General features: G+C 62.4%; 19 protein-coding genes. 7 read left to right on the top strand and 12 right to left on the bottom strand.

Annotated features, from left to right (window positions below):
- Window positions 1-113: 113 nt before the first annotated feature.
- The 4 genes from G8E10_RS09755 to G8E10_RS09740 form a co-directional block, all read right to left on the bottom strand.
- Complete coding sequence (locus G8E10_RS09755; protein WP_281517498.1) at window positions 114-881, bottom strand: sugar transferase; 768 nt, start codon at window positions 879-881, stop codon at window positions 114-116.
- A gap of 276 nt (window positions 882-1,157) precedes the next feature.
- Window positions 1,158-2,159: a DUF6030 family protein gene (locus G8E10_RS09750; protein WP_167128370.1), complete on the bottom strand. Its 1,002-nt coding sequence runs from the start codon at window positions 2,157-2,159 to the stop codon at window positions 1,158-1,160.
- A 132-nt stretch (window positions 2,160-2,291) separates the two neighbouring features.
- Window positions 2,292-2,489 carry a hypothetical protein gene (locus G8E10_RS09745; RefSeq protein ID WP_110729932.1) on the bottom strand — a complete coding sequence of 66 codons (198 nt, stop codon included), beginning with the start codon at window positions 2,487-2,489 and terminating at the stop codon, window positions 2,292-2,294.
- A 180-nt stretch (window positions 2,490-2,669) separates the two neighbouring features.
- Window positions 2,670-3,539 (bottom strand): potassium channel family protein, encoded by an 870-nt coding sequence (locus G8E10_RS09740; RefSeq protein ID WP_167128368.1) that lies wholly within the window; start codon window positions 3,537-3,539, stop codon window positions 2,670-2,672.
- 236 nt (window positions 3,540-3,775) lie between these two features.
- Between G8E10_RS09740 and mprF the strand changes: the two genes are divergently transcribed.
- Both mprF and G8E10_RS09730 read left to right on the top strand, forming a co-directional pair.
- Window positions 3,776-6,412 (top strand): bifunctional lysylphosphatidylglycerol flippase/synthetase MprF, encoded by a 2,637-nt coding sequence (mprF, locus tag G8E10_RS09735; RefSeq protein ID WP_167128365.1) that lies wholly within the window; start codon window positions 3,776-3,778, stop codon window positions 6,410-6,412.
- Window positions 6,409-7,779, top strand: coding sequence for a virulence factor family protein (locus G8E10_RS09730; RefSeq protein ID WP_167128362.1), 1,371 nt, complete (start codon window positions 6,409-6,411; stop codon window positions 7,777-7,779). The genes mprF and G8E10_RS09730 overlap by 4 nt, the downstream gene beginning before the upstream one ends.
- A gap of 17 nt (window positions 7,780-7,796) precedes the next feature.
- Here the strand turns inward: G8E10_RS09730 and G8E10_RS09725 are convergent, their stop codons facing one another.
- The 6 genes from G8E10_RS09725 to G8E10_RS09700 form a co-directional block, all read right to left on the bottom strand.
- Window positions 7,797-8,372, bottom strand: a complete 576-nt coding sequence (locus G8E10_RS09725; RefSeq protein WP_167128358.1) for a dual specificity protein phosphatase family protein — start codon at window positions 8,370-8,372, stop codon at window positions 7,797-7,799.
- Between the two features lie 134 nt (window positions 8,373-8,506).
- The gene (locus tag G8E10_RS09720; RefSeq protein ID WP_062477976.1) at window positions 8,507-8,986 is read right to left on the bottom strand and encodes a chemotaxis protein CheW; all 480 of its coding nucleotides are present in this window, start codon (window positions 8,984-8,986) and stop codon (window positions 8,507-8,509) included.
- Window positions 8,987-9,081: 95 nt separating this feature from the next.
- Window positions 9,082-10,005 (bottom strand): arginase, encoded by a 924-nt coding sequence (rocF, locus tag G8E10_RS09715; RefSeq protein WP_132448661.1) that lies wholly within the window; start codon window positions 10,003-10,005, stop codon window positions 9,082-9,084.
- Window positions 10,006-10,193: 188 nt separating this feature from the next.
- Window positions 10,194-15,905 (bottom strand): translocation/assembly module TamB domain-containing protein, encoded by a 5,712-nt coding sequence (locus tag G8E10_RS09710; RefSeq protein WP_167128355.1) that lies wholly within the window; start codon window positions 15,903-15,905, stop codon window positions 10,194-10,196.
- Between the two features lie 124 nt (window positions 15,906-16,029).
- Window positions 16,030-17,949, bottom strand: a complete 1,920-nt coding sequence (locus G8E10_RS09705) for an autotransporter assembly complex protein TamA (RefSeq protein WP_167128352.1) — start codon at window positions 17,947-17,949, stop codon at window positions 16,030-16,032.
- 247 nt (window positions 17,950-18,196) lie between these two features.
- Complete coding sequence (locus G8E10_RS09700; protein ID WP_110729940.1) at window positions 18,197-18,454, bottom strand: YMGG-like glycine zipper-containing protein; 258 nt, start codon at window positions 18,452-18,454, stop codon at window positions 18,197-18,199.
- Window positions 18,455-18,872: 418 nt separating this feature from the next.
- Between G8E10_RS09700 and hemA the strand changes: the two genes are divergently transcribed.
- Both hemA and G8E10_RS09690 read left to right on the top strand, forming a co-directional pair.
- The gene (gene hemA / locus G8E10_RS09695) at window positions 18,873-20,087 is read left to right on the top strand and encodes a 5-aminolevulinate synthase (RefSeq protein WP_132448658.1); all 1,215 of its coding nucleotides are present in this window, start codon (window positions 18,873-18,875) and stop codon (window positions 20,085-20,087) included.
- Between the two features lie 89 nt (window positions 20,088-20,176).
- A complete protein-coding gene (locus tag G8E10_RS09690; RefSeq protein WP_167128821.1) occupies window positions 20,177-20,656 on the top strand; it encodes a DUF2938 domain-containing protein in 480 nt (159 codons plus the stop codon).
- Window position 20,657: 1 nt separating this feature from the next.
- On the opposite strand, the gene dxr is transcribed toward G8E10_RS09690, so the two are convergent.
- A complete protein-coding gene (gene dxr / locus G8E10_RS09685) occupies window positions 20,658-21,842 on the bottom strand; it encodes a 1-deoxy-D-xylulose-5-phosphate reductoisomerase (RefSeq protein WP_167128349.1) in 1,185 nt (394 codons plus the stop codon).
- Window positions 21,843-22,155: 313 nt separating this feature from the next.
- On the opposite strand from dxr, the gene G8E10_RS09680 reads away from it, so the two are divergent.
- Genes G8E10_RS09680 through G8E10_RS09670 form a run of 3 tightly spaced genes read left to right on the top strand, consistent with a single transcriptional unit; the run spans window position 22,156 to window position 25,125 of the window.
- Window positions 22,156-23,172: a glycosyltransferase 61 family protein gene (locus tag G8E10_RS09680; protein ID WP_167128346.1), complete on the top strand. Its 1,017-nt coding sequence runs from the start codon at window positions 22,156-22,158 to the stop codon at window positions 23,170-23,172.
- The gene (locus tag G8E10_RS09675) at window positions 23,169-24,188 is read left to right on the top strand and encodes an O-fucosyltransferase family protein (protein WP_167128343.1); all 1,020 of its coding nucleotides are present in this window, start codon (window positions 23,169-23,171) and stop codon (window positions 24,186-24,188) included. Before G8E10_RS09680 ends, G8E10_RS09675 begins: the two co-directional genes overlap by 4 nt.
- Before the next feature lie 52 nt (window positions 24,189-24,240).
- Window positions 24,241-25,125 carry a CatB-related O-acetyltransferase gene (locus tag G8E10_RS09670; protein WP_281517497.1) on the top strand — a complete coding sequence of 295 codons (885 nt, stop codon included), beginning with the start codon at window positions 24,241-24,243 and terminating at the stop codon, window positions 25,123-25,125.
- Here G8E10_RS09670 and G8E10_RS09665 read toward each other — a convergent pair.
- Window positions 25,122-25,994 (bottom strand): hypothetical protein, encoded by an 873-nt coding sequence (locus G8E10_RS09665; RefSeq protein ID WP_167128341.1) that lies wholly within the window; start codon window positions 25,992-25,994, stop codon window positions 25,122-25,124. The genes G8E10_RS09670 and G8E10_RS09665 overlap by 4 nt on opposite strands.
- Window positions 25,995-26,174 lie beyond the last annotated feature (180 nt).

The raw sequence follows: 26,174 nt of genomic DNA, 5'->3' as shown, positions 1-26,174 counted from the left end.
GGTATCATGCGCTTTCCCGGCCATCTGGGCAACTGATGGCCCGATCGTTTGGGCAACGGCCGGTCGGGTATCCTGTCCCCCAACCGTCCGGTTCGATGGGCAGGGCTCCGAGATCAGGAGCCCGTGCCGCCCCGGAGTTCGTTGATGATGGTGCGAACGAGGATGCGGATGTCGAGAAGGATGGAGAAGGTCCTGATGTATTCGACATCGCTCAGGATGCGGCGGATGGCCGTGTCGCTGTCCGTCGTCGGGCCGCGAAGGCCGCGGGACTGGGCAAGACCCGTCAATCCCGGCCGAACCAGATGGCGGTTCTCATAGCCACGTACGAGGTCTGCGTAGTTCATGCCGCCAGCGACCATGTCGGGCACATGCGGGCGGGGTCCGACGAGCGACATATGCCCGACGACGACGTTCCAGAGCTGCGGGATCTCGTCGAGGCTGGTCTTGCGCAGGAACCGGCCCATGCGGGTCACACGGGGGTCGCCATCGACCGTCAGCCTCACGCCGGCATGATCGCATTGCTCGACATACATCGAGCGGAATTTCAGGATCTCGAAAGGCACTTCGTTTCGGCCCGTGCGCAGCTGGCGGAAGAAGACGGGGCCCTTGCTCTCCAGGCGGATCATGATGGCGATCAGCAGAAGGATCGGGGCGAGAACGATCAGTCCGGCAAAAGCCCCCCCGACGTCCATCGCCCGCTTGAGGGCGAACTGGACCGGTGCATGAGGACGTGTGCGAGCGACAAGTGTCGGGACATTGTCGTTTGCCAGCACGGTATCGGCCAGCAGGGCCTCCAGCATGGGCGAACGCGTGCCGGCATTCTGTCCAGCGACGTCTGCCTCAGGACGGCCTATCATCTGCAGTATGGGATGGATGCTCATCGGCTATTTCCCCGCAACTAAAGCAATGTCGTCGATGTGACGTGATGAATGGGTAAGAAGCACACGGTCTCGATGAAACGACACAAATTTGTGCCGTATTGATACACCAATGTGCCCTTTAAACTCGGCCTCCTAGAAGTATTCGGCCGATCAATATTTGCATTTAACGATTTATTAAAGACGCGGGTTTTTGGCAACCAGGCATCTCAAAAGCCTTGTCTATTGGTTAATCCTAAAATTCTAATGTTATGCGCTGTGCCTGTCCCGCGTATGCGGTTACTTGCCGGGAAATGGCGGGAGCTTGAAGCTGTGGAGCGCGTTTTTCGGCATCCAGAGCGAAAGACCGGCATCGCTCAGCGGCAACCAGGCAAAGGGATCGAAGAACGCGTCGCTGATCTTGCGACGGGGCTTGTCGCTCTGGCGGGCGAGGAAGTTGTATCGCGGCAGATCGCCCATTTCCCGCCTGAACAGGATGTGGCTGCCGAAGTCGTCCCTGTCGAACTCCTGCAACGCGGCGATCTGGCGGAGCATGTCGCCATCGTCCTGCCAGTGTACCTGCGCGAGAAAGGACTCCACCGCACGGCTGCCGGCCGCGATCACGGCCGCGCGGTCCGCCTCGATCTCGATGTTGAATTTCACGCGGAAAGAGAGCACGCGACCCTTGAGATCGCCCTTCAGCAGCACGAAGACGGAGGACTGCTGTGGTGGCGGGGGCTCGTCTGGCGGGGCCTCGACCAGGGGCTCGTTGTCCGGATCGACGTCTTCGCCTGTCCGCAGTTCAAGGGTTTCGATCGGTGGAGCCGTGGCAGGTGTAGTGCCCGCCTTCACGCCTTTTCCGATCGACAGGAAGGACGAGCATTCGGACCCGCGCCCGTCCACCGCGCCGGCCGTCCAGGTGATCTCGGGGAAGCCATTCGTGCGCAGCGCGTCGCAAAGCCTGCGCGGATCCATGCGGATAGCCCGAACGAACGTGGTCGGGATTCCATCCAGATTGGCGCGGGCATAGCGGGGAACCTGAATGGTGGGTGCCGGCAGGCGGATACCCTTGACGATGCGCACGGCCGGTATGACGAGACCGGGGGCGGGCTGCAGGGCCGGTGCGTCAGAGGGGAAGAGTTGCTCCAGCCTTACGGGCGGATAGCCGAAATGTACCAGGAACAGATTGAGGTTGCGCAGGTCGTTTGCACCCAGAACCGTACCGACGATCGCCGTGAAGACGACGAGAACGGCAATGGCAAAGAATACACGTCCCGAACGGCCTTTCTCCACTCTCGTCATGCCGGGTCATCGTCTCCGTCTGATCGTCGCTCGCCTGCCCTATGAGCCTGTCTCGACAGGGAGTCCAGTATGGCGATGGCGCGAACCGTCGGATTCGAACCTCGGCGCCGGTCGCGCAACCCGACAGCTCCGTCAGCGGGCGTGCCGGTCGCGATAGGCTAGAATGGTGACGTGCAGGACCATCAGCGGCCAGATCATACAATAGAGCAGGCCCGCGACCCGCAGGATGTCCCAGCCCTTGACCTGCGCCATCTCGCCTTCGCGAAACGTCGTCTCAAGAAAGAACAGCGCCACGAGCGTGTAGAGTGCCAGCAGGATCGTTTCCGTCATGAGTGTTTCCGCATATCGAAATGTAACAGGAGCCGGCATGCTTGCCTAGGACAAGTGTGTGCCAGATCGGCACAATGCGTCCGGGCGGCGCAAAGGTCTGCGACACCCGGAAACATCCGGCCTCCATCAAGCCTGTCGATGCTTGTGCGGGTCTGGAGAGTGCTGGTCTTTTCGAGGCGATCAGAGGCCTTCGTCGGGAATATTCAGGATATGGCCGCAGGCCTTGCAGTGGACGGCATCGGCATCGTGCCGGTTCAGGCCGCATTGCGGGCAGGAGAAGCGCACCTTGTTCGGCCGGACGATGGCCTGCGCCAGCCGCACGAACAGCGAAATGCCGAAGATCATCGTTACGATGGAGGTCAGCTTGCCGAGCGTGCCGGGTAAAGTGATGTCGCCGAAGCCTGTGGTGGTGATGGTCGCCACCGTGAAGTAGAGGGCATCGACGAAGCCGGTAATGCCGGATTCCGTTGCGAAGAACGCCGTGTAGACGAAGCCCGTGACGAGGAAGAGGAACGTCACGAAATTGATGCAGGCGCCGATAACCTCCTGATATTCACGGCAGCCGGCCCGGTGGACCAGAATGCCGAAGACGCGGCTCTGGCTGAAGGACCAGATGCGCAGGGCCCGGAGAAAGGCGAAGTTCGAGAACGTTTCGGGAAAGAGTAGCGTGGCGAGAATGACGATATCGACCAGCGTCATCGGCCGGACGAGAAAGCGCCATGCCTTGTTGGCGATCAGCGCCCGTGCCGTCAGCTCGAAGGCGATGAGTGCTGCGATCGCATAGTCGATGGCCAGATAGATGCCATGGCGCGTAAGATAGGGGCCAGCCAGAAAGAAAAGGATGACGGCGAGATCGACGATGCCGATCGTCACCTGAAAACCGACGGCCTGACCATCCGTGCCGTAGTAGAGCCGCCTCAGCGTGGCGCGCAGGCCCTGCGGTTGGTCCGTCTCCTTTGCACCCTGGAGCCCGGCCGCGCCCGCAACGTCCTGAAGGAAATCTGTCTTCTCCGCCTTGCCGTCTATGCTGCCGCTCGTGCTGTTCGTCATTCTGCCCGCCTGAACTGCGTCGAGAGATAGCCGGGTCCGGCCCCTCTTCAAGAGAGCTCGTATCCGCGTCTGCCCTCGTATTGCCGGAATTGCTGATGAAAGCCAGAGACGACCTTGACTTCGGCCTCTCCTCGCGCAGTTTGCAATCGGCCGAACGTTACAGGAAGTTCACTGTCAAGCAGCCCGGCTCGGCGATATAGAGCCTTTCCGGCATTCACCAGACGCATTGTGGTTCCATGACCCTTCCCGATACGACGCCTTCGACCCCTGCTTCTGCCGACGCACCTGCGACAGGTGTGGAGCCTGACGTACCCCGCGACATCCTTGCCCGCTTCGGCGGCATCAGCCGGTTTGCGGCCGGCGGCGCCATTCTGCTCGTCGCGGCCATCGTCGTCATCGCCATCGTGCACCTGACGTCGGAAGTCCGCTATGAGGACGTGATGGGCGCGCTCGATAGCACGAGTTGGACCGCGATCGCGCTGGCGCTGGTGTTCACGGGCCTGAGCTTCTTCGCCCTGACGTTCTACGACGTCAGCGCGCTCTCCTACGTCAAGCATCGCCTGCCGTATAACGATGTCGCACTGACGGCCTTTGCGGCCTATGCGGTCGGCAATACAGCGGGTTTCGGGCCGTTGAGCGGCGGGGCGATCCGCTATCGCGCCTATTCGCGGCTCGGCCTGAAGCCGGAGGAGATCGGCGGGGTCATCGCCTTCGTCACGCTCGCCTTCGGCCTCGGCCTTGCCGCCGTTGGCTCGCTCAGCCTTCTCGCCATCGCGCCGGAAGTCGCGCCGCTCACCTGGCTGTCGGCATCGGGCCTGCGGATCGTCGCCATCCTCGTGCTGACGGCCATCGTCGCGCTGATGGTGGCGGGCCGCGACGGGCAGCCGCTCGTCTTCAGCCGCATCTCGGTGCGCCTGCCGGATTCGCGGACGGCATCGCGCCAGTTCCTCGTCACCGTTCTCGATCTCGCGGCCTCCGCCTCGGTGCTCTACGTGCTTCTGCCGGAAGGGACGATCGGCTGGCCGGCGTTTCTGGCCATCTATTCGGTGGCGGTGGGTCTGGGCGTGCTCAGCCATGTTCCAGCGGGTCTCGGCGTGTTCGAGACGGTCATCGTCGCAGCTCTCGGGCAGACGGCAAGCGTCGATACGGTTCTCGGCGCGCTGGTTCTTTACCGCCTGATCTATCATGTCGTGCCGCTGATCCTTGCCGTGCTGTTCGTCGTCATCGCCGAAGTGCGCACGCTGGCGCGCAAGCCCGTCGGCTCCAGCCTGCGGCGGGTTGCCGGGCGGCTGACGCCACTGCTGCTTTCGGCGCTCGCGCTCGTGCTCGCGGCCATGCTGGTCTTCTCGAGCGTGACCCCGACGCCGGATGAAAACCTTGCCTTCCTGTCGGATTACGTGCCGCTGCCGGTCATCGAGGGCGCGCATTTTCTTGCAAGCGTGCTCGGGCTTGCTCTGTTGATCGCGGCACGCGGCCTTGCGCGGCGGCTCGACGGGGCGTGGTGGGCAGCACTCGGGCTGGCGCTCGCAGCCCTTCTCCTTTCGCTGGTCAAGGCGGTCGCCCTGTTCGAGGCGGGGCTTCTCGCCTTCTTCATCATCAGCCTGCTCATCAGCCGCCGTGTGTTCACGCGGCCGGCGACCATGACCAGCACCGCGCTGACGGTGCCGTGGCTGACGGCCATGGGTGCGCTCTGCCTGTTTGCCGTGGCCGTGCTCCTGTTCGTCTATCGCGACGTCGAATATTCCAACCGGCTCTGGTGGGAGTTCGAACTCTCGGCCGAAGCGCCGCGTGGCCTGCGCGCCGTGCTCGGTCTCGTGCTCTTTTCCGGCGCCGTCGCCTTCTGGAGCCTGATGCGGCCGGCGCGCGGAACGATCGAAACGCCGTCTCCCGACGATCTCGACAGGGCCATGGCGATCATCGCGCAGCAGGGCATGTCCGACGCCAACCTCGTGCTGATGGGCGACAAGAGCCTGATGTTCTCGCCCGATAACAGGGCCTTCATCATGTATGGCCGGCAGGCGCGCTCCTGGATCGCGCTGTTCGATCCGGTGGGGCCGCGCGACGCCTGGGCCGACCTGATCTGGCAGTTCGTCGAAAGCGCGCGGGCCGTCGGGTGCCGCCCGGTCTTCTACCAAGTGTCGCCGGCCGGGCTGTCCTACTATGCGGATGCCGGGCTGCGCGCCTTTCGTCTCGGCGAAATCGCCACGATGGACCTCACGAATTTCACCCTGAAGGGTGGAAAGTGGGCGACGCTGCGCCAAACGGTGAGCCGCGGGCAGCGCGACGGGTTGGAGTTCGAATTGATCGACGCTGCCGATGTGCCTGCGATCCTCGACGATCTCCAGGCGGTCTCGGATACGTGGCTTGCGCATCACGAAGCCAAGGAGAAGGGATTTTCGCTCGGCGCCTTTTCCCGCGACTATCTCAGCCGCCAGCCGGTCGCGGTTCTGAAAGTCGAGGGCAAGATCGTCGCCTTCGCCAACATTCTCGTGACCGATACGCTCGAGGAGGGCTCCGTGGACCTGATGCGGTTTTCGCCGGAGGCCCCCAAGGGCTCGATGGATTTCCTGTTCGTCTCGGTCATGGAATATCTGCGCGATCGTGGCTTCAAGCGTTTCAACCTCGGCATGGCGCCGCTCGCCGGTCTTTCGGAGCGGCGGTCCTCGCCGGTCTGGGACAAGGTCGGCCGGACCGTTTTCGAGCACGGCGAGCGCTTCTACAACTTCAAGGGCCTCAAGGCCTTCAAGACGAAGTTCCATCCCCGATGGGAGCCTCGTTATATGGCAGCTGGTGGGGGGATCAGTCCGGTCCTCGCGCTGATGGACGCCACGTTCCTGATCGGTGGCGGCGTGAAAGGGCTCGTGAAGAAATGAGACTGTTGAAGACGTTGACGGTTTTGAGCCTGCTGGCGACGGTGCCTTGCGCTGCCTTTGCCCAAGATGCATCCGGTTTCGACACCGGCATGATCCCTGCTCCGCGCATCCTGAAGCCCTCGGGCGAGGTGAAGGCCGCCGTGGTGCTGCTGTCTGACGCGGCTGGCTGGGGCGCGAAGGAAGATGGCGTGGCATCGCGGATGACGGGCGAGGGCGCGCTGGTGATCGGGATCGACCTGCCGTCCTACCTTGCTTCGCTTGCCAAGGACGATGGCGACTGCGTCTATACGGTTTCCGATATCGAGGCGCTCAGCCAGCAGGTCCAGCGTTCCCTCGACAATTCCGATTATAACCTACCGATCGTCGCCGGTGTCGGCGCGGGCGGTGCCATGGCTCTGGCGATCGCGGCACAGACGCCGGCGGCGACCCTCGGCCATACACTCGCCGCCGATCCGGATGCCGGTATCGCGCTGACCCGCGAGCTTTGCACGCCCGCCGACAAGCGCACCGTGGGCGACCGGATGGAATACGGACTGACCGATGGGCCGCTGCCCGACCCGGTGACGGTTCTCCTCGGCCCGGCGGCGCCCGCCGATGGCAAGACTCATGTCGAAACGCTGAAGGCCAAGCATGACGACATCGACGTTCAGAACAGCGATGGCGACATCTGGCAGGATTTTTCCGACACGCTGTCCGGTCTGGTGGAAAACGGCGGCGGTGACGACAACCCGCTCGGCCTGCCGCTGACCGTGCTCGACGCCAAGCCGACGCGCGATACGATGGCCATCGTGATCTCGGGCGATGGCGGCTGGCGCGATATCGACAAGGAGGTCGGCGATGTCCTGCAGCAACAGGGCATGCCGGTCGTGGGTATCGATTCGCTGCGCTATTTCTGGGCCGAGCGCGCGCCGCAGGAGGTCGCGAACGATCTGTCGCGCATCATCGGGCTCTATACCAAGCGCTGGAACGTCAAGCGCGTGCTGCTGATCGGCTATTCCTTCGGTGCCGACGTGCTGCCGCGGACCTACAATCTCCTGCCGGCGGCCGACCGCGCGCGCGTCTCGCAGATCTCGCTTCTCGCCGTGTCGCATCAGGTGGACTACAAGATTTCCGTTCTCGGCTGGCTCGGAGCCGCCGCGTCCGATGGCAACGGCGATCCGGCCGACGACCTGAAGTCCATCAATCCCGCTCTTGTGCAATGCGTCTACGGCACCGACGAGGAGGACGATGTCTGCCCGACGCTGAAGAGCACCGGGGTCGAGGTGATCCCGATCGAGGGCGGCCATCATTTCGACGAGGACTACCCGGCCTTGGTCAAGCATATCCTCGACGGTTACGACAAGCGTCTGGGCAAGTCTGCGCCATAATCTCTCGGTGGGCCGGCCTATCCCGGCATGCCAAGCGCCGCTTCGAGGCTTTCCCAGCTTTCGTCCATGGCGAACGCGGAGGAGAGGAACGGGATGGCGATGTGACCAAAGGCGATGGACAGTTGCCGCTCCGCCGTTTCCTCGTCCCTGCCGGCGATCTGGCTCGAATAGATGACGCTGGCAAGGCCGGTGCGGTCGGCACCCGACTTGCAGTGGACCAGAATGGGCTTGGGAGCGTCGCGCAGGATCGCGATCAGCTTCCGGCTCTTCTCCGTCGTCAAAGCGCGGGAGGCGGACATGGGGAAGTCGATATGCACGAGGCCTTCGCGCGCGGCCGCCTCGACCTCGTCACGGTACCAGGCGCCGTCGCTCCGGCCTCTCAGGTTGATGACGGTGCGGATGCCGTAGCGGCTCTTATAGTCGGAGAGATCCGCGCCCGACGGCTGGGCCGAGCGGTAGAGCTGGCCGGGAACGACTTCATGGAAATTGTCGGTGAGCAGCAGGCTGCCGAAATGCACGCCCGCCATCAGCGTGGCGGGCAGAAAGGCGGTCCATAGCAGGGCTGCCAGCGATGATTTCTTACGGGTCCACATACGCCAGGGTCTCCGGATCGGGTGGGCGCGAGGGTGTCTCGCGCCGCCGTCCGGTTTTCCCAGAGGCGTGTAACAGCTTTATTTAATATTGCTGTCGAATGACCGTCAGGCTGCCATTTCCTCCCCCGGCAGCGTCAGGCTGCCATTTCCTCGACGTCGCGTTCCTTGAACATGCGGGCAAGGTTGAGGAAGCAGATCATGCCGTTTTCGTTGGCGATGATGCCTTCGGCATAGGCCTTGTCGAAGGAGGTGGTGACTTCCGGAACCGGCTGGACCTGGCTGCCCTGGACGGTCAGGATGTCGGAGACACGATCGACCACGAGGCCGACGACCATGGAATGCACTTCGGCAACCACGATGGCGCTGCGCTCGTTGGCGACGGTCGATTTCATACCGAGCTTGTGGGCCAGATCGATGATCGGGATGACCGTGCCGCGCAGGTTCATTACGCCGATGACTTCCGGCGGAGAATGCGGGATCGGCGTCGAGGGCGCCCAGCCGCGGATTTCGCGGATCGTGGTCGTCTTGACGCAGAATTCCTGGTCATGAAGCCGGAATGCAATGATTTCCAGCGTTTCGCCGCCAAAACCGGCCATTGTCAGTGCGTTGCTCATGTCTCTTGTCCCCGCATTCGAAATCACGACGGATTTTCAGACTGCAGGATACAGCATGAATGGTTAAAAGAGCTTTTCATGTTCGCGAGACTGTTTCAGCCGCTGCGGGTCGGTCGATCGAGAATGCGGCGGCCGAAAAGGCTTGCGGCGAGCTCCACCATGACGCGGGCGCTCTTGCCCCGGTCGTCGAGGAAGGGATTGAGTTCCACGAGATCGAGCGAGGACACGCGGCCGCTGTCGCAGAGCATTTCCATGACCAGATGCGCCTCGCGGAAGGTCGCGCCCCCGGGAACGGTGGTGCCGACGCCGGGCGCGATATCGGGCTCGAGGAAATCGACGTCGAGGCTGACATGCAGCAGTCCGTCCTCGCGCTCCACGGCCTTCAGGATCTCCTTGACGATGGCGGCGACGCCCATTTCGTCGAGCGCGCGCATGTCGTAGACGTTGACGCCGTGGCGGTTGATCTCCTGCCGCTCGGTCTCGTCGACGGAGCGGATGCCGACCTGGTAGACGCGCTTCGGATCGACGAGGGGACGTCCGGGCGGCAGGATCTCGGCAAACTCGGCATGACCGCAGAAGAAGGCGACGGGCATGCCGTGCATATTGCCCGAGGGCGAGGTTTCCGGCGTGTTGAAATCGGCATGGGCATCGAGCCACAGCACGAAGAGCGGGCGCTTGCTCTCGGCGGCATAGCGGGCCATGCCCGAAACGCTACCCATGGAGAGCGCATGGTCGCCGCCCAGAATGACCGGCACGGCGCCCTTCGACGCGGTGTCGTAGGTCACAGCCTCCAGTGCGCGGGTGTAGCCGGCGACGATCGGCAGATGTTTGGCGCCGGAATGACGTCCAAGATTGTCTACCGGCTCGGGGCGAAGGTCTCCGTGGTCGGTGACATCGAAGCCGAGATCGGCCATGACGCGGTCGATGCCGGCGATCCTGAGCGCGGTCGGCCCCATGCTGCAGCCTCGGCGGCCGGAGCCTTCCTCCAGCGGTACGCCAATCAACCCAATCGAAACCATATGCGTCTTCCCTCAGCCAAACGTCTCGGCGCGGACTGTGCACCGGCAGCGATCTCGCCGGAAGATGCAAGATGGGTAAATTTGCGTGTCCGTTCCGGCAAATTGCAAAGGGTCATCCATCAGATTGCGCAGGGCGACCGTCCGCAGCGCCGAGCACGGGCTGCGGACGCATCGATGACGGCGAAGCGTCAGTATTCCTTCTCGTAGAAGACGCCGGCGCCGCCGCCCTCCGAGCCTGCTTCGCCGCGCAGCTTCACGCCGCGGCCGACATCGAGATTGATGACAGCCTTGGCACCGTCTTCGGCACTCTGCTGCAGTTCGAGATAGGTGCGGTCGTTGATGTAGCGGCCGGCCCGGAACATGGCGCCGCCCCCATCGTCCGTGGATACGTCGAGGTCATCGACGCCGAGCTTGTTGCGCAAGCCATCGAACAGCGAGCCGCCGGGTCCGCCGGCCAGCTGCGCCACGGCGCTTGCCAGCTGCGCGATCTGCACGGCCGAGAGGTTCGAGAGCGACCGGTTGAAGATCAGCTGGGCGAGGATTTCATCCTGCGGCAGGGCCGGGGAGGAGCTGAAGGTGACGTTGGGGCTGTTGGCAAGGCCCGCGACATTGACCGTGACGGTGGTCGAGCCTGCCGTCGATGTGGCATCGAGGTCGAGCGCCGGAATGAGGTTGCCGCCGAAGGTGATGGTGCCGTCGGTGAAGGTGATCCGCTTGCCGAGGATCTCCAGCCGGCCGCGGCGCATCTGGAAGCCGCCGGTGACGGCCGGGTTCGCCGCGGTGCCGCGGATCACGAGATCGCCGCCAAGCTCGGCATCGACGCCGCGGCCGCGCACGAAGATGCGGGAGGCCGCGACCGTCATGTCGAAGCCGATGCCGCTGCTCTTCTCCCGCGTGCCGTCGCCTGCGTCCTTCTGGACCAGCGCCTGCATGCGGCGCACGTCGGCGGGGGCGTTGCGGTGTTTGATGTTGATCTCCGACAGAGATGCCGGGAGCTTTTCGGGGATGGTGATGGACGCCTTGGGAATAGCGACGCGCCCGCTGAGGATCGGTGAGCCGGTGAGGGGGCCGGTCAGCTTCAGCGTGCCGTCGAGGTTCGCCGTCAGCAGGCTGCCATCGACATAGGTCGCCTTTGCCAGGCGGATGTCGAGATTGGCCGGGAAGCCCGAGCCGGGCTCGATGCCGATCGTGCCGGTGACGGCGAGCGTGCCGCCGGTGGAGAGCATGCCCGTCAGCCGCTCGATCCGCGCCTGCTGTCCGGCGAGAATCACATTTGCGGTCAGGCCGTTAATGGCGAGGTTGCGGCGGGCGTCGAGCAGGCGGGCACCGGAGGTGGTGACCGAGCCGTTGACGATGGGGGCGGAGACGGCACCGGAAATTGCCGCATCGACCTTTGCGGTCCCGGTCAGGACGAAGCCGTTCTGCGCGAGGATCGGGCCGAGCAGCGCGAAGGGAAGGTCGCCGTTGAACCGCATGTCGATCGGCCGGTTGCCGGCAATGCCGAGCTTCCCGCCGCCGTTGAAGGAAAGCCCGCCGCCGCCACGAATGTCGGTGTCGAGCGTGACGGTGTTGTCGGCAAAGCCGCCCTTCGCCGTGATGGTGAGCGCGCCGACGCCGGCCGACTTTGCCTGCGCGACCGTGGCATTGGCCCAGCGCAGGTCGTAGGTGACATCGGGGGCGGCAGCGGTGCCCTTGGCGACGATCGAGCCATCGATCGTGCCGTCGGCGCCGAGCGTCGGGGCGACCGCATTGATCAGCCGGGCGGGCAGCCGGTCGAGGCGCACGCTGAGGTCGAGCGTATCACCCGCCGTACCGGTGACGGCCAGCGTGCCGCCGGATGCACCGATGCGGAGGTCGGAGACGCGAACCGTGCCGTTCTCGATGATGATGGTGGAGGGTGCGGCGAGCTTCAGCGCGATCTGGCGCGGTGCGGCCGATAGCGTTGAAAGCCTGACGGTCGTGCGGGCCGCCGCCGTTTCGATGGCGCCGCGGAAGACGAGCGGTGCATTGTCGTAAACAGCGTCGAGGCGGACATCGGTGAGACCGGCCTGTTTCTGGTCGAAGGCGAGGTCGAGGTTGGAAACGCGGTTTGCCCCTTGGGCGATCGTCTCTACCTTGGCGGTGCCGCGGATGGCGAGCGCCTTCAGATCGTCCACGGTGATGTCCGCCTCAGGGCGGGTGATGACGAGATCGCCGCGCTTGATACCCGAGCCGGATGCCTTCAGCGCCAGCGAGGTCTTGCCGCCTGTGCTGGCAATGGTGGCCGAGCCCGCAAGGTCGCCCGAGGCGCGCTCGCCGGCCATGGCGGCAATCAGGCCGACATCCGGCAGGTTGAAGGTGATGGTGCCGTTTGGCTCGTAGGCTTCGGTCAGGTCGATGCTGCCGTCGAGCCGGTTGTCGCCGATCCGGGCGGCAAGTTCCGGAATGCGGATGCGGCCGTTCGTCGTTTCAAGTCGGGTGCGGATGTCGATGGCTTGGCCGCCGAGCGCGCCGGTGGCGGTGATCGCGGCCTGCGGGTTTGCGGGATCGGCCGTCACCGTGGCCGCGGCCACGAGGTCGCTCAGCGTTCTCCCTGCAAGCGTCGCGCCGCTGGAGCGGATCTCGGCCTTGACCAGCGGACGCTCGATGGCGCCGGTGGCGTCCAGCGTGAAGCGGGCGTTGCCCTTGGCGTCGGCGAGCACCTTGCCGAGGTCGGGAAGCGTACCGGCGGTCGCCGCCGTCAGCTGTCCGTCGATCAGCGACAGCGAGCCGTTGGCGGTGATGGTGCCGGAATCCACGGCGATGTTGGTGACGTTGAGGGCACCGGCGGTGTCCCGGGTGACGTTTGCCGACAGCGCGAGGTTGGTGTCGAACCTTGAAGCGAGAGCGGCGGGGAGAGAGGTCGGCGGCGCGCTGAGGCGGAGTGCGGCGCGCAGGCTGTTATCGCTCATCTGGAACCGGCCGTTGACGGCACCGTCGAGACCGGCGCTGTCGATGGTGACCGGGTCGAAGCCGACGGCATCCGGGGCAACGCTGATGGTCGCATCGAGCTTCAGCGGCGCGGGCAGGAGGCGGCCGAGATCGGCATTGACGAAGCGCGTTGCACCGGCATCGACGGTGGCGCGGATCGCTCCCTGCCGGCCGGTGATGTCGAAGCTGTCACTATGGGCGACGACGCCGACCGTTTCGAGCCGGCCCTGCGGCACGGCGACATAGGCCAGCTGGCCCTTTACGTCGATGACGGCGCCGGTCATAGGGCCGCGGGCGACGATGTCGGCTGTCGTAATGGCCACGCGGGCCTCGCCCCCTTCGATCGGCTGGGCGTATTCGACGGCCGGGTTGCCGCGAACGGCAACGGTGACATCCAGTGTTTGTCCAACGAGGCCGGTGACGCTTGCCGTGCCGCCGGGAAGCTGGATGGCGAAATTGTCGAGGCGGACGCCGCCCTGGTCGAGCGCCAGTGTCTTCGGATCGGACAATTCGAGCGGGATGCCGCGGGGTGCGGCGTTCAGCGACTGGATGGTGAAGGATGGCGTGCCACTCTCCGTGGTCACGGAGCCCTTCAGCGATAGCGGCGCATTGTCGAAGGTGCCGTCGAGCGCGATGTTTGTGTCCGCACCCAGCTTGTTCAGGGTGATCGTCGCGCCGGTGGCGCGATTGGTGCCCTGGCCGAGAGAATCCGCCGTGATCTTGCCCTCGACGGTGAGGTTCTTGAGATCGGTGATAGTGACCTGCGCACGTGGCTGAACGATCGAGAGGTCGCCGCGCGACAGGCCGCTGCCGGTCGCATCGATCGCCACGGACGTCTTGCCGTCGCGGCTGACGATATCTGCCTTGCCGGAGAGGTCGCCCGCGGCCGTCTGGCCAGCCAGGGATGCGAGCGCGCCGACATTTGGTAGTGCGAAGTTCAGCGTTCCGTTCGGCTGAAAATCGGGCGTGAAGGTGAGGGCGCCGGTGATCCGGTTCTCGGCGACCGTCGCTTCGAGCGCGGGTATGGCGAGCGCACCGTTCTCGGATGTCAGATCCGCCGTTGCCGTGACGGCCTGACCATCGACCGCGCCATTGGCGGTAAGCTTGCCGACCGGCAGGCCGCCGCGCAGCGTGGTGTCGGCAACGACCGTGAGGCCGGTGACGCTTTTCCCGGCGATGGTTGCCTGATCGGTCCTGGCTTCCGCCTTGATGCCGAGCGCGCTCAAGGGGCCGGAGATGTCGGCGGTAAGGGTGGCGCGGCCGCTCGCATTGGCGGCGAAGGCACCGATATCCGGGACCACGGCCTCAATACGTCCGGTGAGGCTTCCTGACTGGAGGGCGAGATTGCCGGTGGCGTCGAGCGCCGGAGCCTTCAGCGACAGGCCGGAGAGCGACAGAGCACCATCGGCCCCCGTTTCGATGCGCCCATCGAGCGAGACGGGACCGCCGGTACGGCTGGCGACAGCCGGCGGCAATGCTTCTGCGGGCGCGGTCAGGCGAAGATCGGTCGCGAGCACGCCGGTGGTCAGGCCGTAGCTGCCGGTGAGCGTGCCGTCGATGGCTGCGGTGTCGATCGTCAGCGGGTTGAAGGCGATGGCGTCCGGGGTCACGTCGAGGCGGCCGTCGATCGTCAGGGGGCCGCGGATGAGCCGGTCGAGATCGGCATTGGCGAGCCTGGTCGCGCCGGCGGTCAGCGAAACAATGACGGCGCCGCTGCGATCCGTCATGTTGAAGGCATCGCTATGGGCCTTCAGGGCGGCATTCTCGATGGTGCCCTGCGGCAGCACCGCCCGGTCGAGCGCAGCATTCAGATCGAGCACGGCGGAGCGGGCATCGCCGACGAGGGCGAGATCCGCCGAGGTGACGGCGAACTCCGCCGTTCCGCCGGCGAGGGGCAGGCGCACCGGAGCCGGACCATCGACGCCGGCAAGCGTCACCTTGAGGTCGTTGCTGCCGATCGTGCTGAGCGTACCGCTCGCGTTGACATCGATTGCGGCCGTGGAGATGCGACCGCGATCGATGCGGATCGCGGTGCCGTCCTGCAGAGCCGCGGCAATGTCGATCGCGGTGGTGCCCTCGAACAGCGGGCGCAGGGTTTCCGGCATCAGGGCGGCGAAGGTGCCGCCGCCGTTGAGCGACAGCGTCCGGTAGCCGTCCGGCGCCAGCGTATGGGCACCATCGAGCTTGAGGACTTCCTGGCCGTCTAGAGCCGCGCTTGCGGTTCCGTTCCAGCGCGAAAGCGGGCCGTCGCCGGTCAGACGGACGGTGATCGCAGGCTCGTTGGGCAAGCGCAGCGCGCGAGCGAGCATGCCACCTTTCGGCTCGTCCACGCTGGCTTCGAGCTTCAGTGCATTGGCGGCGGGGTCGTAGACGATATCGGCAAGCGCTTTCGCATCGGGCCGGTCGCGCTGGGCGACGGCTATCGTCGCGGCGATGCTGGAATTCGTGGCGTTAACGGTGCCACCCGCGTTCAGAACCTGATCCTCGCCGGCGATCGCCTTGCCGATGACCACTTCCTTAAGATCGAAGCGGTCGATCTTCACGTCGAGCGGCAGCGCGAAGCTGGAGCGAACCTCTTCCGTCTGTTGCGAGGGAATGGGCAGGCGGTCGATGCGGATATAGCCGGCGGAGAGGTTGGCAGCGTCGAATCGCTTGGAGAACAGCGCCGTAGGGGTCCAGTCGAGCTTCAGCTCGCGGATTTCGGCGTAGGCGCCCTTGCTGTCATAGAGTGCGATGGAGCCGGCCTTGAAACTGCCGGTGAGAAGCGCGCTCGGATCGTTGATCTGCACGATCTGGTCCGGCGTCGAGGCATATTTCTCGATCAGGCTGGCAACCATGCGGGCGCCGGGCGCCGTGAAGCCTGCAAACAGCACGAAGGCCAGCGCAAGCACGACGACAAGGCCGAGAAGAATGGCGAAGCCGCGCAAGGCGATCGAGAAAATCCGTGTCATCGTCTGCTCCATGCCAGGCCGGCGTCTCGTCCTGACCCATAGGTCGTCATCATATTGGCAACCCGTAGGTTGCGATCATGTCATTGAAACGGCAGTTTGCCGTGAGACAGCCGCCACTGGCTGCTCAGAACGTCTGGCCGATCCCGGCATAGATGCCGTAGCGCGTTCCCCCGTCATAGGGGCTCAGCGGCACGGCAAAATCCACGCGTATGGGGCCGACCGCCGTCAGGTAGCGCACGCCGATGCCGGCGCCGATCTTGACGTCGGAGAAATCCGGGACGGTCTTTGCCGAGACGGTGGCGGCATCGATGAAGGGCACGACGCTGATCGTCTTCGTGACGCCGATGCGGGCCTCGACATTGGCATTGACGTAGGAGCGGCCGCCGAGAAGATCGTCGTCCGCATTGCGCGGGCTGATTTCCTGGTAGGAGAAGCCGCGCACTGTGCCGCCGCCACCCAGAAAGAAGCGTCGTGTCGCGGGAATATCGTCGAGCCCGCCATCGGCCGCGATGACGCCCGCGCCGAGGCGCCCGGCCAGCACATATTTGTTGTCTTCGCCAAAGCCGAGATAGCCGGTGGCCGAGCCTTCGAACGTCGAGAAGAACGTCTCGCCGTAAATGTCGTAGCTTGGCTTGACGCTCAATGTCGCACGATAGCCTTCGGTTGGGTTGAGCTTGTCGTCGCGGGCATCGCGGACGTAATCGAGCGGGATCGAGGGCGTGAGATAGCGGCGCTCGCCGAACGCATCCTCGATGTTGTTCCAGGCGAGTTCCGCGCCGATCGACACCGTGTCGGCCTCCGTCAGCTCATAGGCGAGGCCGACTGCGCCGGTCACCACCTGCGCCTTGTAGGCATCCGGATCCATCAGCGATGCTTTCACGCTGGCGGTCAGGGTTGAGTAGGGATCGAAGACGCCGGGCTTGGTGAAGAGGATACCGGCGGTATAGTCGAGATCGGTGATCTCCTTGGTCTCGCCCAACCGGTCGATCGAGCCTTCGATGCGCAGCGATTCCGCCTCGCCGAAAAGGTTGCGGTGTCCCCAATACCCCTGAACGCCGAAGCCATCCGTCGAGGAGAACTTGGCGCCCGCGCCGAAGTAGCGGTGCTTGCCTTCGGACACCTCGATGGTCAGCGGCAGCGAGCCATCCGGTGCCAGCTGCTCGGCCTCGCGGATGGTGATGCTGGAGAAAACGCCGAGCTGGCGCAGGCGTTCGGAAGCCTTGCGCATTTCCTCCGGCGAATATTGCCGGCCGGTGTTGAGGCGCGAATAGTTGGCGACGAAATCGGGATTGACCGTGCGCGCACCCTTGATGGCCACAGGACCGAAGGGCGCGACCGGGCCGCCTTCGGCACCGATCGTGACATCCACAGTGTTGGTCTTGTGATCGGCGACGGCGGTGCGTCCCTTCAGGGTGGCGAGCGGCCGCCCGTCCTTCTTCAGGTCTTCGACGATCTTCTCGCCGGCCTTGATGATCAGGGTCGAGTCGGCGCGGTTGCCCGGCTGGAGATCGTAGGCCTTCGCGTCACGCCCGCCTGCATCGCTTTCCAGAAGAATATTGCCAAAGGTGAAAACGGGACCGGGATCGACCGTGATGGTGACCGGCACAGGCGCTCCGGCCGGAAAGACCGGGTCCGGCGGCAGGCTTTCGATCGGCTTGCCGGCGACCATGACCTGCACGGTGCCGCCGTAGCGGGCCTTTTCGTAAAGCGCTGCCAGCAGCCTGTCGCGGTCGTCGCGGGCCTTGATGGCGAGGCCGAGATTGCCGGAAACGGGCTTGTCCCTGTCCTGAACCAGGCGCGAACTGCCGGAAAGCGCACTCTTCAGCTCGTCGTCATCCGTGCCCTCGTTCAGGGTCACGGTATAGGTGACGGGATCGATGACCTCGGCGGTCTCCTCGTCTTTGTCCTTACCGAAAAAGTTGATGCCGAACAGCTTGAACGCTGCGGCATCCTGCACGGAGGCTGGGCCACAAAGGGCCAGGGCGGCGACGCTCAAGGCAAGGCCGGCTTTACGATACGCGGGACTGACAGTCGGCAAACGCATTCGATTCCGCATCCCGTGTCGACTGACAGTCCTGTAGCGATCGCCCACGGAAAGCGATGCCGACTCTTTCAACGTTTGCACGTTTGCGATGTTCCGCGACACTACACATCCTCGTGAGACGTATGAAGTCTCCGGCGCCTCGTGACGTCAGAAACAGTCGTTAGTGTGACGTTACAGAAACAGAAGCCCCGCCGAAGCGGGGCTTCCCGATGTCATGCCCTTCGGCAAAAGAGCCTTTCCGACGCAATCAGCGCGGGCAATCGTCGATATAACGGCTGCCGTTGCGATCGCGGTAGTAGCACTGGCCCGGCTGTTCCGAGACATTGCCGATGACCGCGCCGGAGACGCCGCCGATGGCCGCACCCACGGCCGCGCCGCGAACATTGCCGGTGACGGCGCCGCCGATGACCGCGCCCGAGACGGCGCCGATGCCGGCGCCCTTTTCCGTCTGGCTGCAGCTCGCAACCGTCATGGCGAGAACCGCCAGCACAATGGCTTTCTTCATAGTGATCTCTCCTGATGGGACCTGACGTCAGCCGTCAGGCCCCTGCTGTGCCTTGAAACAGCAGACGCCTGCCTTTTCCCGAACCTTAATGCGAGAAGTTAAATGCGACCTTCCGAAAGTCCAATCCGGAGCCATAAAAAACGTCCCTAACGGAATGGACGACAGTTATGATGAACAAAAGCTGAAGACGACTTTGAGCCCTGCCGGCGTTTTAACGTTGGAGGGTCGCGATATCGTGTCACAGGTCTGTTTTCGGCCCCGGTCTTGACTTGATCCGGAGGAGGGTGGAATGAAATCTTCAGGATAATCTGGAACCATTCAAAACAATGGGCCCGATGCCGCGCAAGCCATGAGGGCGCGTGCCGGCCGGCCACCGGGATGGTTCACTTAAAAAGACGCCAAGGGTCTGGAGACACGCATGAACTTCGAGCAATTCTTCAGGTCGGAACTGGACGGTCTTCACGAGGAAGGCCGTTATCGCGTCTTCGCCGATCTGGAACGCCAGCGTGGACAGTTTCCCAAGGCCCGCCGGCATACGGCGGATGGCGTCAAGGACGTCACCGTCTGGTGCTCCAACGACTATCTGGGCATGGGCCAGCACCCTAAGGTGATCGACGCGATGAAGCAGGCGATCGACCACTGTGGCGCGGGTGCGGGAGGCACCCGGAACATCTCGGGCACGACACACTATCATGTTCTTCTGGAGCAGGAGCTTGCCGATCTCCACGGCAAGGAATCCGCGCTGCTGTTTACCTCAGGCTACGTGTCCAACTGGGCAGCTCTGGGAACGCTCTGTTCGCGCATTCCCGGCATCATCGTCTTTTCCGATGCCGGGAACCACGCCTCCATGATCGAGGGCATCCGCCACGCCAAATGCGAGCGGGTGATCTTCAAGCACAATTCGGTGGCCGATCTCGAGGCGAAGCTGGCAGCGGCCGATCCGGCGGCGCCCAAGCTCGTCGCGTTCGAATCGGTCTATTCGATGGACGGCGATATCGCGCCGATCAAGGAGATCTGCGACGTGGCAGAGCGCTACGGCGCGATGACCTATCTCGACGAGGTGCATGCCGTCGGCATGTACGGCCCGCGCGGCGGCGGCATTGCCGAGCGCGAAGGCCTGATGCACCGGCTGACGGTGATCGAGGGAACGCTCGGCAAGGCGTTTGGCGTGATGGGCGGCTATATCGCGGCGTCTGCCGCCCTCTGCGACTATATCCGCTCGTTTGCCTCGGGTTTCATCTTCACCACCGCGCTGCCGCCGGCGCTGGCCGCAGGCGCGCTGGCCTCGATTCGTCACCTGAAGGAAAGCCAGGTCGAGCGCTTTGCCCATCAGGAGCGCGTGCGCCGCCTGCGGTCGCTTCTCGACCGCAACGGTATTCCGCACTTGCCCAATCCGAGCCACATCGTGCCGGTGATCGTGGGCGATGCGGCGAAGTGCAAGTGGATCTCGGATCTGCTGCTCGACAATTGCGGCATCTACGTCCAGCCAATCAACTACCCGACCGTGCCGAAGAAGACCGAGCGCCTGCGCATCACCCCGACGCCGCTGCATTCGGATGGCGATATCGACCATCTGGTGGGCGCGCTGCACCAGTTGTGGTCGCGCTGCGCGCTGGCCCGCGCCGTCGCCTGACGCGGCGCCGCATATTCCGCTTCGCAGCCCTCGCATTCTGATCTAGAACACGGGAGATCGAGGGGAACGGCGAGGGGACAAGCCTGATGATGATGGAACTGATCTGGCGCGGGCTGGTGATCGGGGTGGGCGCGACGCTCGCCATGGATCTCTGGGCCATTCTGCTCGCTGTCGCCTTCGGCCAGCCGAAAGCCAACTGGGCGCCTGTCGGGCGGTGGTTCTACCATGCCGGCCGGGGTCAGCTGTTCCATGAATCCATCAGCGATGCCGCGCCCTTTGCCAATGAGAACGCGCTCGGCTGGATCGGCCATTATGCCGTCGGCATCGTCTACGGGATCATGCTTGCGTTTTTTGTCGGTCTCGACTGGTTTGCCGCGCCGACGCTGATCCCGGCGCTGGTCTGGGGCATCGTCACCGTCGCGGCAGGCTGGTTCCTGCTGCAGCCGGGGCTCGGCCTCGGCGTTGCCGCCTCGCGGCTGCCCAACCCGAACCGGGTGCGGGCGCTGAACCTTGCAGCCCACGTCGCCTTCGGCCTTGGGCTCTATGCAACGGCGCTGATCCTTCGCTGAGTCAGGCCGCCGCGCGTGCGCCGATCGCTTCGGTAGCGAAGCGGCGGGCCGCGGCATCGCCGGCAAAGACGTCGTCCATATCACCGGCTGCCGGCCAGTCGATCATCCGCTCCATCACCGTCTCGGCGATATCGGCCATGTCGAGAAAGCCGATGCGCCCGCCGATGAACGCCTCGAAGGCGGTTTCCTCAGCGGCGTTCATGGCGGCACCCTGCAGACCGCCGCGCGTCAAGGCAGTGCGTGCGAGCCGCAGCGCGGGGAAGCGGACCTCGTCGGGCGCTTCGAAATCGAGCCGTGCGAGCTTTGCGAAATCCAGCCGTTCGACATTGAGCGCCGGGCGCGCAGGATAGGTCAAAGCGTAGCCGATCGCCGTGCGCATATCCGGCGCGCCGAGCTGCGCGAGCACGGAGCCGTCGGTATAACCGACCATGGAATGGACGATCGACTGCGGGTGGACGATCACCTCGATCTGCTCGGGCGCCACGTCGAAGAGGTGCTTGGCCTCGATCATCTCCAGCGCCTTGTTGAACATGGAGGCGCTGCCAATGGAGATCTTCAGGCCCATCGACCAGTTGGGATGCGCCCGGGCGATCTCGGCGGTGACGCCGGCCATCGCCTCGCGCGACCATGTGCGGAACGGCCCGCCGGACGCCGTCAGGATGATGCGCTCCAGCGCGTGGCGCTGGTCGTCCTCCAGCGCCTGGAAGATCGCGGAATGCTCGCTGTCGACCGGGATGAGCCGCCCGCCGCCCTCGGCCACCGCGCGCACGAAGAGCGCGCCTGCGGACACCAGGCATTCCTTGTTGGCGAGCGCAATATCGGCGCCGCGCCGGGCGGCGGTCAGCGTGGGGGCGAGGCCGGCCGTGCCGACAATCGCTGCCATGACCCATTCCGCCGCGCGCGCGGCCGCTTCCTGCAGCCCGCTCGGCCCCGCGGCCACCGCGATGCCGGTGCCGGCCAGCGCCGATTTCAGCTCCAGATACCGCCCCTCATCCGCCGTCACCGCCAGCCGCGCGCCGACGGCCTTCGCCTGCTCGCAGAGAAGCCCGATGTTCCCGTTCCCCGTCAAAGCCTCCACCACGAACCGCTCCCGCCCCCCAAGCTGCGCCACCACGTCGAGCGTGCTGCAGCCGATGGAACCGGTGGAACCGAGGATGGTGATGTGGTGGTGTTCTGACTTCGTCATTCGGCTTACGTCGACCTCAATGTTCAAGCGTCAACGTCGTACAAGCGGAAAAAATCCGGAACAAGGCTTAACCGTACATTGCGGCTCCAGAAGATTCGGAGACCGGAAAAATCAGTCGAAAGGCTGCACGGATCATGTTAGAGGCAGCAAAGCACATGTAAGGTAATATTAGTCGTCACTTGGTCTGAAAAATGCATATGCCCTCTGGCAAGCGCGTTCGAAACAGTGTCCCATCAAGCGTGCCATCGGAGCAGTGTCATTCGTAATGGTTGAAGCCGTCGATATACGCAGCATGCATCACGTGCATTTGGGCGTGATTGAATCTCCTGCATTTCTTGCGCCGCCTCCGGTCGTCTCCGGTCTCGATCTCATCCCGAAGTCGATCCACGACGCCATGCGGCCTGGCTGGTACTCGAACCATCATGGCGCGCGGACGATTTCGGTCGATAAGGTCTTCGATGTCCACGTGACGGCCGAAGGGCTCGTGTTCAACAGCGATGGCAAGGTGATCAGCCAGACGATCACGCAGCATGCGCCCGAGGAGCAGGAGAGGGCCCTTCGCGACATCGCGTCGGCCACCGATATTCCCGTGATCGATACGTCCTGTCTGCTTCTGAGAAAGCGGGGAGAGGCGAATTACGGGCACTGGATGGTGGAAATTTTGCCAAAGCTCGAATTGGCAAGAAAGCTGACCCATGTGTCGGGCGTCGCCATTCCGGATGTCGGCACTGGAATGAACACGGTTATCTCCGACTCTCTCGGCATCGTCGATACGATCAAATCGACGCCGCGCTTTCCGCTGAAGGCCAACAGCGTGAGCTTTTTCAAGGAGTTGATCGTCGTCAGCGGGATGACGTTGCACGGCTCCTACATGTCGCCGCTCGTTTTCGAGGCGATCGACAGGATCCGGGATGCGGTGGACGGCGAGGCGCCTCGCAAGATCTTCGTCAGCCGTGCCGGCGCGCCGCGCAATATCGGCAATGAGGCGGACATTCACCGTCTCGTCACGGAACACGGCTTTGAAATCCTGCATCCCGGAAAGCTGAATCTCACGGAGCAGGTCCGCAAGTTCAAAAATGCATCCTGCGTCATGGGCGTCATGGGTGCCGGCATGACCAATATCATGTTCGCCCCTTCCACGGCGCGCATCATCAATCTCGCACCTGCGACGATGCCGGATACCTTCTTCTACTTCATTGCGACCTTGAAGGGGCAATCCTACGAGGAAGTGCGTGGCGAGAACGTCAACGGAGGAACGTCATGGGACGAGGCATTTTTGGTCGATTTTGGAAACCTGAACGACCTCTTGGGACAGAGATCCAAGGTGTGACAGATCTGCCCGCGTCCACTCCTGTCGTGACAAGGGTCGGTCTAGGCTTCGACTACAATGACGGCGGCATCAGCAACCAGAAGCTTGCTCTTCTCGGCCTCGTCATCAATGCGTCCAGGATGCCGGATCCGGCGGATCGGTTCATCTATCTGCCGAGGATTTACAGCCGGGATCAGGATGAATCCAAATCGACGTTCCACGCATTTGGCGACGTGTTCTGGACAGAGATATTCGTTGAGTTTCTCAATCGCTGGGGTGTCGGTATCGTGCCGATCCCCGCGGTCGAATATGCGGATCGCATCGAGCGAGGCGGGTGGAACCATTTTCACCTCGGTGCGGCTCATCTTGGCTCGATCGCTGAGAAGGAAGAGACTGCTGCGACGGATATCATCTCGGATTTCTGTAGATCTCTGGTACCAAGGGTCAAAAGTTCAGCACTGTTCCAATCGCTCTGCAGTGAAATCATTTACAAGAATGATATCACGACAATGGTCCAGTTCCGCATCGAAGGCGATTGGGCCTCATATTGCAGATATAACCTTGATCCAGTTCTTGTTCGCCCTGAACAAAACTACCTACACCCCGTTGAGATTTGCTCCAAGATCAAACGGTCTCTCCCGGACGTGGGGAAAGTCTACGTGTTTTGCGACGAAAGGTACGCGCCAGAGCCGAAGAGCGCGATCAATGAGGCGGTTCTTTCGCAAACCGGGATCGAACTCTTCTGGAAAACCGATTTTATGCCAGCAGGCACTTATGAAACGATGTCGCCTCTTGATGCATCGCTGATCGATTTCGAGATCAGCAAGATGGCCAAATTATATGTCGGCCTCAGCCGCTCGACATTCTCCAATTTATCTGCCTTTGAGAGATTTTGTCAAAATTACGTCAGAACCCCGCAGGATTACATTTACAATCTACCAATCCCAGAGCTTGGGCTTAGAGTAGACCGAGGCACTCGCGTTGATCCATGGGAGACATGCGGGCTGCCATGGCCTGGGAGTGCTTCGGAAAATTAGCTCAAAGTCAAATTGGTAGAATATCTGCGTTCGAACTCAGGCGATTGTTTAAATGGACCCTCATTATCCGAGTCGTGAAGAGATTCTTTCGACCGTCCTTAAGTTTTACCACAAGGGTAACCCGCAATCTGCGCACTTCTTCATGCTAAATGAAGATGGCTCATTTCGAGGTTACTCTCATGTGAATGAGGCGACATGGTCATTTGGAGACGACGGCCTGAAGTTTCACACGCAGTCTGGTGTCGTCAGCGTTGTATTTGAAAATCGTTCAGAGCAGCCCGGTGTCATCAAACTCGAGGGAGGACATCTTATCGCGCCTAATGACGGGTTAATTTTATGCCTCGATCAAGCCTATGAGCCTGTCAGTGTTAATGATCCTCACTCGACGCGAGAACAATTCCGCCACGAAGTCGATAATCTTGGATGGTCCATAGGAAGGCACACCTATGGCAAGCCGCTTATCTACAGTACTGGTCACCAGAAACTTAAAATTGGCAGCTATACAGCAATTGGGCATGCGGTAACCATCGCGCTAGCTTACCATCGCCCAGATTTTACAAGTATTTTCCCTTTTGTCGTCTATAGAAATCTATGGCCTAACGTACCCGAGGACGTGAGTGATCATATCAGTCGAGGAGGCGTAGAAATAGGAAGCGATGTCTGGATAGGCCACGGCGTCTTTATCGGCGACGGCGTGAAGATTGGTGATGGAGCGGTTATCGGGGCTCATGCAGTCGTGACGAAAGACATACCTCCATATAGTATCGCGGTAGGAAACCCTGCCGCTGTCAAGCGTCAACGCTTCCCTGATCATATATCAGAGCGTCTCCTCAAGCTCCGCTGGTGGGACTGGCCGGATGAGAAGGTTAATCATTTCATCCCGAAAATTCTCTCTTCGGACATCGAGAGTTTCCTTCAGGAAGCTGAGAATCATTAGCCTCGATTAAGCAAAGCCTGATCAGGCGAGAGCTTGGCTAAACTCTTCCTTTGTTCTCCGTAATCGTTTGTGTAATTATTTGGAGTGTGATGCACATAACATTCAGGAAGAGGCTTTCCATCCTGAATAGCTATCGCATATCTCGACGTAAATCCTGATGGGACATTTTCCCAAGTAAGTCCCATGGCAGCACGCTCCGCTATCCACCATGGGTGCGTCTGAGTGCTTCTTTCCATGTCGAACGAATTGCTCTCGATATATTCGCCCATATGACGGCGCGTCATGATGAAAAACGCGATATATGGATAATCTGTGCATATAAACTTCAAGTTATCAACGGTCACAAACGGTCTGTTTGATAGATCGACCGGGCCTTGATGATCACTGAGGCAGATATCGTTTACGGTATGGTTATATTCGTACCGCATGAAGCTCGGGATCAGGCCGTGCTCTGAAAGATCGTTCTCATAATGCACAAAATAGCAGAAATTTGAAAAAGTAAGACGCATATCATCTTCTAGATAGATGAAATGGGTAAATCCGCGCTTATTGTCCAAGTATGCTTCTTTTAGGTGTGGCTTGTGGCTCCACGTTAGTTCGAATGGATTATCTTTCGTTTCTTCTCTTAAAACCCTCAGGGTTTTTCCACGTCCGAATACATGCCTGCAAAGTCTGTAGATCTCGGCGTGGTCATCTGGTGATTCCGAGTCTGTTATGACGACAGCTTCAAGCTCCGCTACCTTATATTCGCCCAAAGCTTTTAAGACTTCAAATAGATACTGGAGGCGATTTCTGCGAAAAGCGAAGGTGATAAAAGCAACTATCCGAGCTTCATTCACATTCGCCGCAGTTATTTCACCGATATGCATATCATTCCTCATTAGCGAAGCCACTGTTGAGCGGGGGTAGAGAGACCAGAATGGCTGGGAGTGCGGCGCCTTTATGACAGCTGCTGGTGATCCCGACTGGACTCGAACCAGTGGCCTACAGATTAGGAATCTCTGCCTAAGCGTTGGGATTATATGCAGGCGTTCCTCACGAAAAGTGCG

This window comes from Ferranicluibacter rubi (assembly GCF_011603255.1).
GTDB lineage: Bacteria > Pseudomonadota > Alphaproteobacteria > Rhizobiales > Rhizobiaceae > Ferranicluibacter > Ferranicluibacter rubi.
The sequence above is the reverse complement of the archived record's forward strand: the minus strand, read 5'-3'. Positions and strand labels throughout refer to the sequence as shown.

Excerpts from the sequence above, each read along its gene's own strand:
- G8E10_RS09710 (WP_167128355.1), bottom strand. The coding sequence starts at position 15,905 with ATGACACGGATTTTCTCGATCGCCTTGCGCGGCTTCGCCATTCTTCTC.
- G8E10_RS09665 (WP_167128341.1), bottom strand. The coding sequence starts at position 25,994 with ATGCATATCGGTGAAATAACTGCGGCGAATGTGAATGAAGCTCGGATA.
- G8E10_RS09725 (WP_167128358.1), bottom strand. The coding sequence starts at position 8,372 with ATGTGGACCCGTAAGAAATCATCGCTGGCAGCCCTGCTATGGACCGCC.
- G8E10_RS09745 (WP_110729932.1), bottom strand. The coding sequence starts at position 2,489 with ATGACGGAAACGATCCTGCTGGCACTCTACACGCTCGTGGCGCTGTTC.
- G8E10_RS09700 (WP_110729940.1), bottom strand. The coding sequence starts at position 18,454 with ATGAAGAAAGCCATTGTGCTGGCGGTTCTCGCCATGACGGTTGCGAGC.
- G8E10_RS09750 (WP_167128370.1), bottom strand. The coding sequence starts at position 2,159 with ATGACGAGAGTGGAGAAAGGCCGTTCGGGACGTGTATTCTTTGCCATT.
- mprF (WP_167128365.1), top strand. The coding sequence starts at position 3,776 with ATGACCCTTCCCGATACGACGCCTTCGACCCCTGCTTCTGCCGACGCA.
- dxr (WP_167128349.1), bottom strand. The coding sequence starts at position 21,842 with ATGACGAAGTCAGAACACCACCACATCACCATCCTCGGTTCCACCGGT.
- G8E10_RS09705 (WP_167128352.1), bottom strand. The coding sequence starts at position 17,949 with ATGCGTTTGCCGACTGTCAGTCCCGCGTATCGTAAAGCCGGCCTTGCC.
- G8E10_RS09690 (WP_167128821.1), top strand. The coding sequence starts at position 20,177 with ATGATGGAACTGATCTGGCGCGGGCTGGTGATCGGGGTGGGCGCGACG.
- G8E10_RS09755 (WP_281517498.1), bottom strand. The coding sequence starts at position 881 with ATGAGCATCCATCCCATACTGCAGATGATAGGCCGTCCTGAGGCAGAC.
- rocF (WP_132448661.1), bottom strand. The coding sequence starts at position 10,005 with ATGGTTTCGATTGGGTTGATTGGCGTACCGCTGGAGGAAGGCTCCGGC.
- G8E10_RS09670 (WP_281517497.1), top strand. The coding sequence starts at position 24,241 with ATGGACCCTCATTATCCGAGTCGTGAAGAGATTCTTTCGACCGTCCTT.
- G8E10_RS09730 (WP_167128362.1), top strand. The coding sequence starts at position 6,409 with ATGAGACTGTTGAAGACGTTGACGGTTTTGAGCCTGCTGGCGACGGTG.
- G8E10_RS09740 (WP_167128368.1), bottom strand. The coding sequence starts at position 3,539 with ATGACGAACAGCACGAGCGGCAGCATAGACGGCAAGGCGGAGAAGACA.
- G8E10_RS09720 (WP_062477976.1), bottom strand. The coding sequence starts at position 8,986 with ATGAGCAACGCACTGACAATGGCCGGTTTTGGCGGCGAAACGCTGGAA.
- hemA (WP_132448658.1), top strand. The coding sequence starts at position 18,873 with ATGAACTTCGAGCAATTCTTCAGGTCGGAACTGGACGGTCTTCACGAG.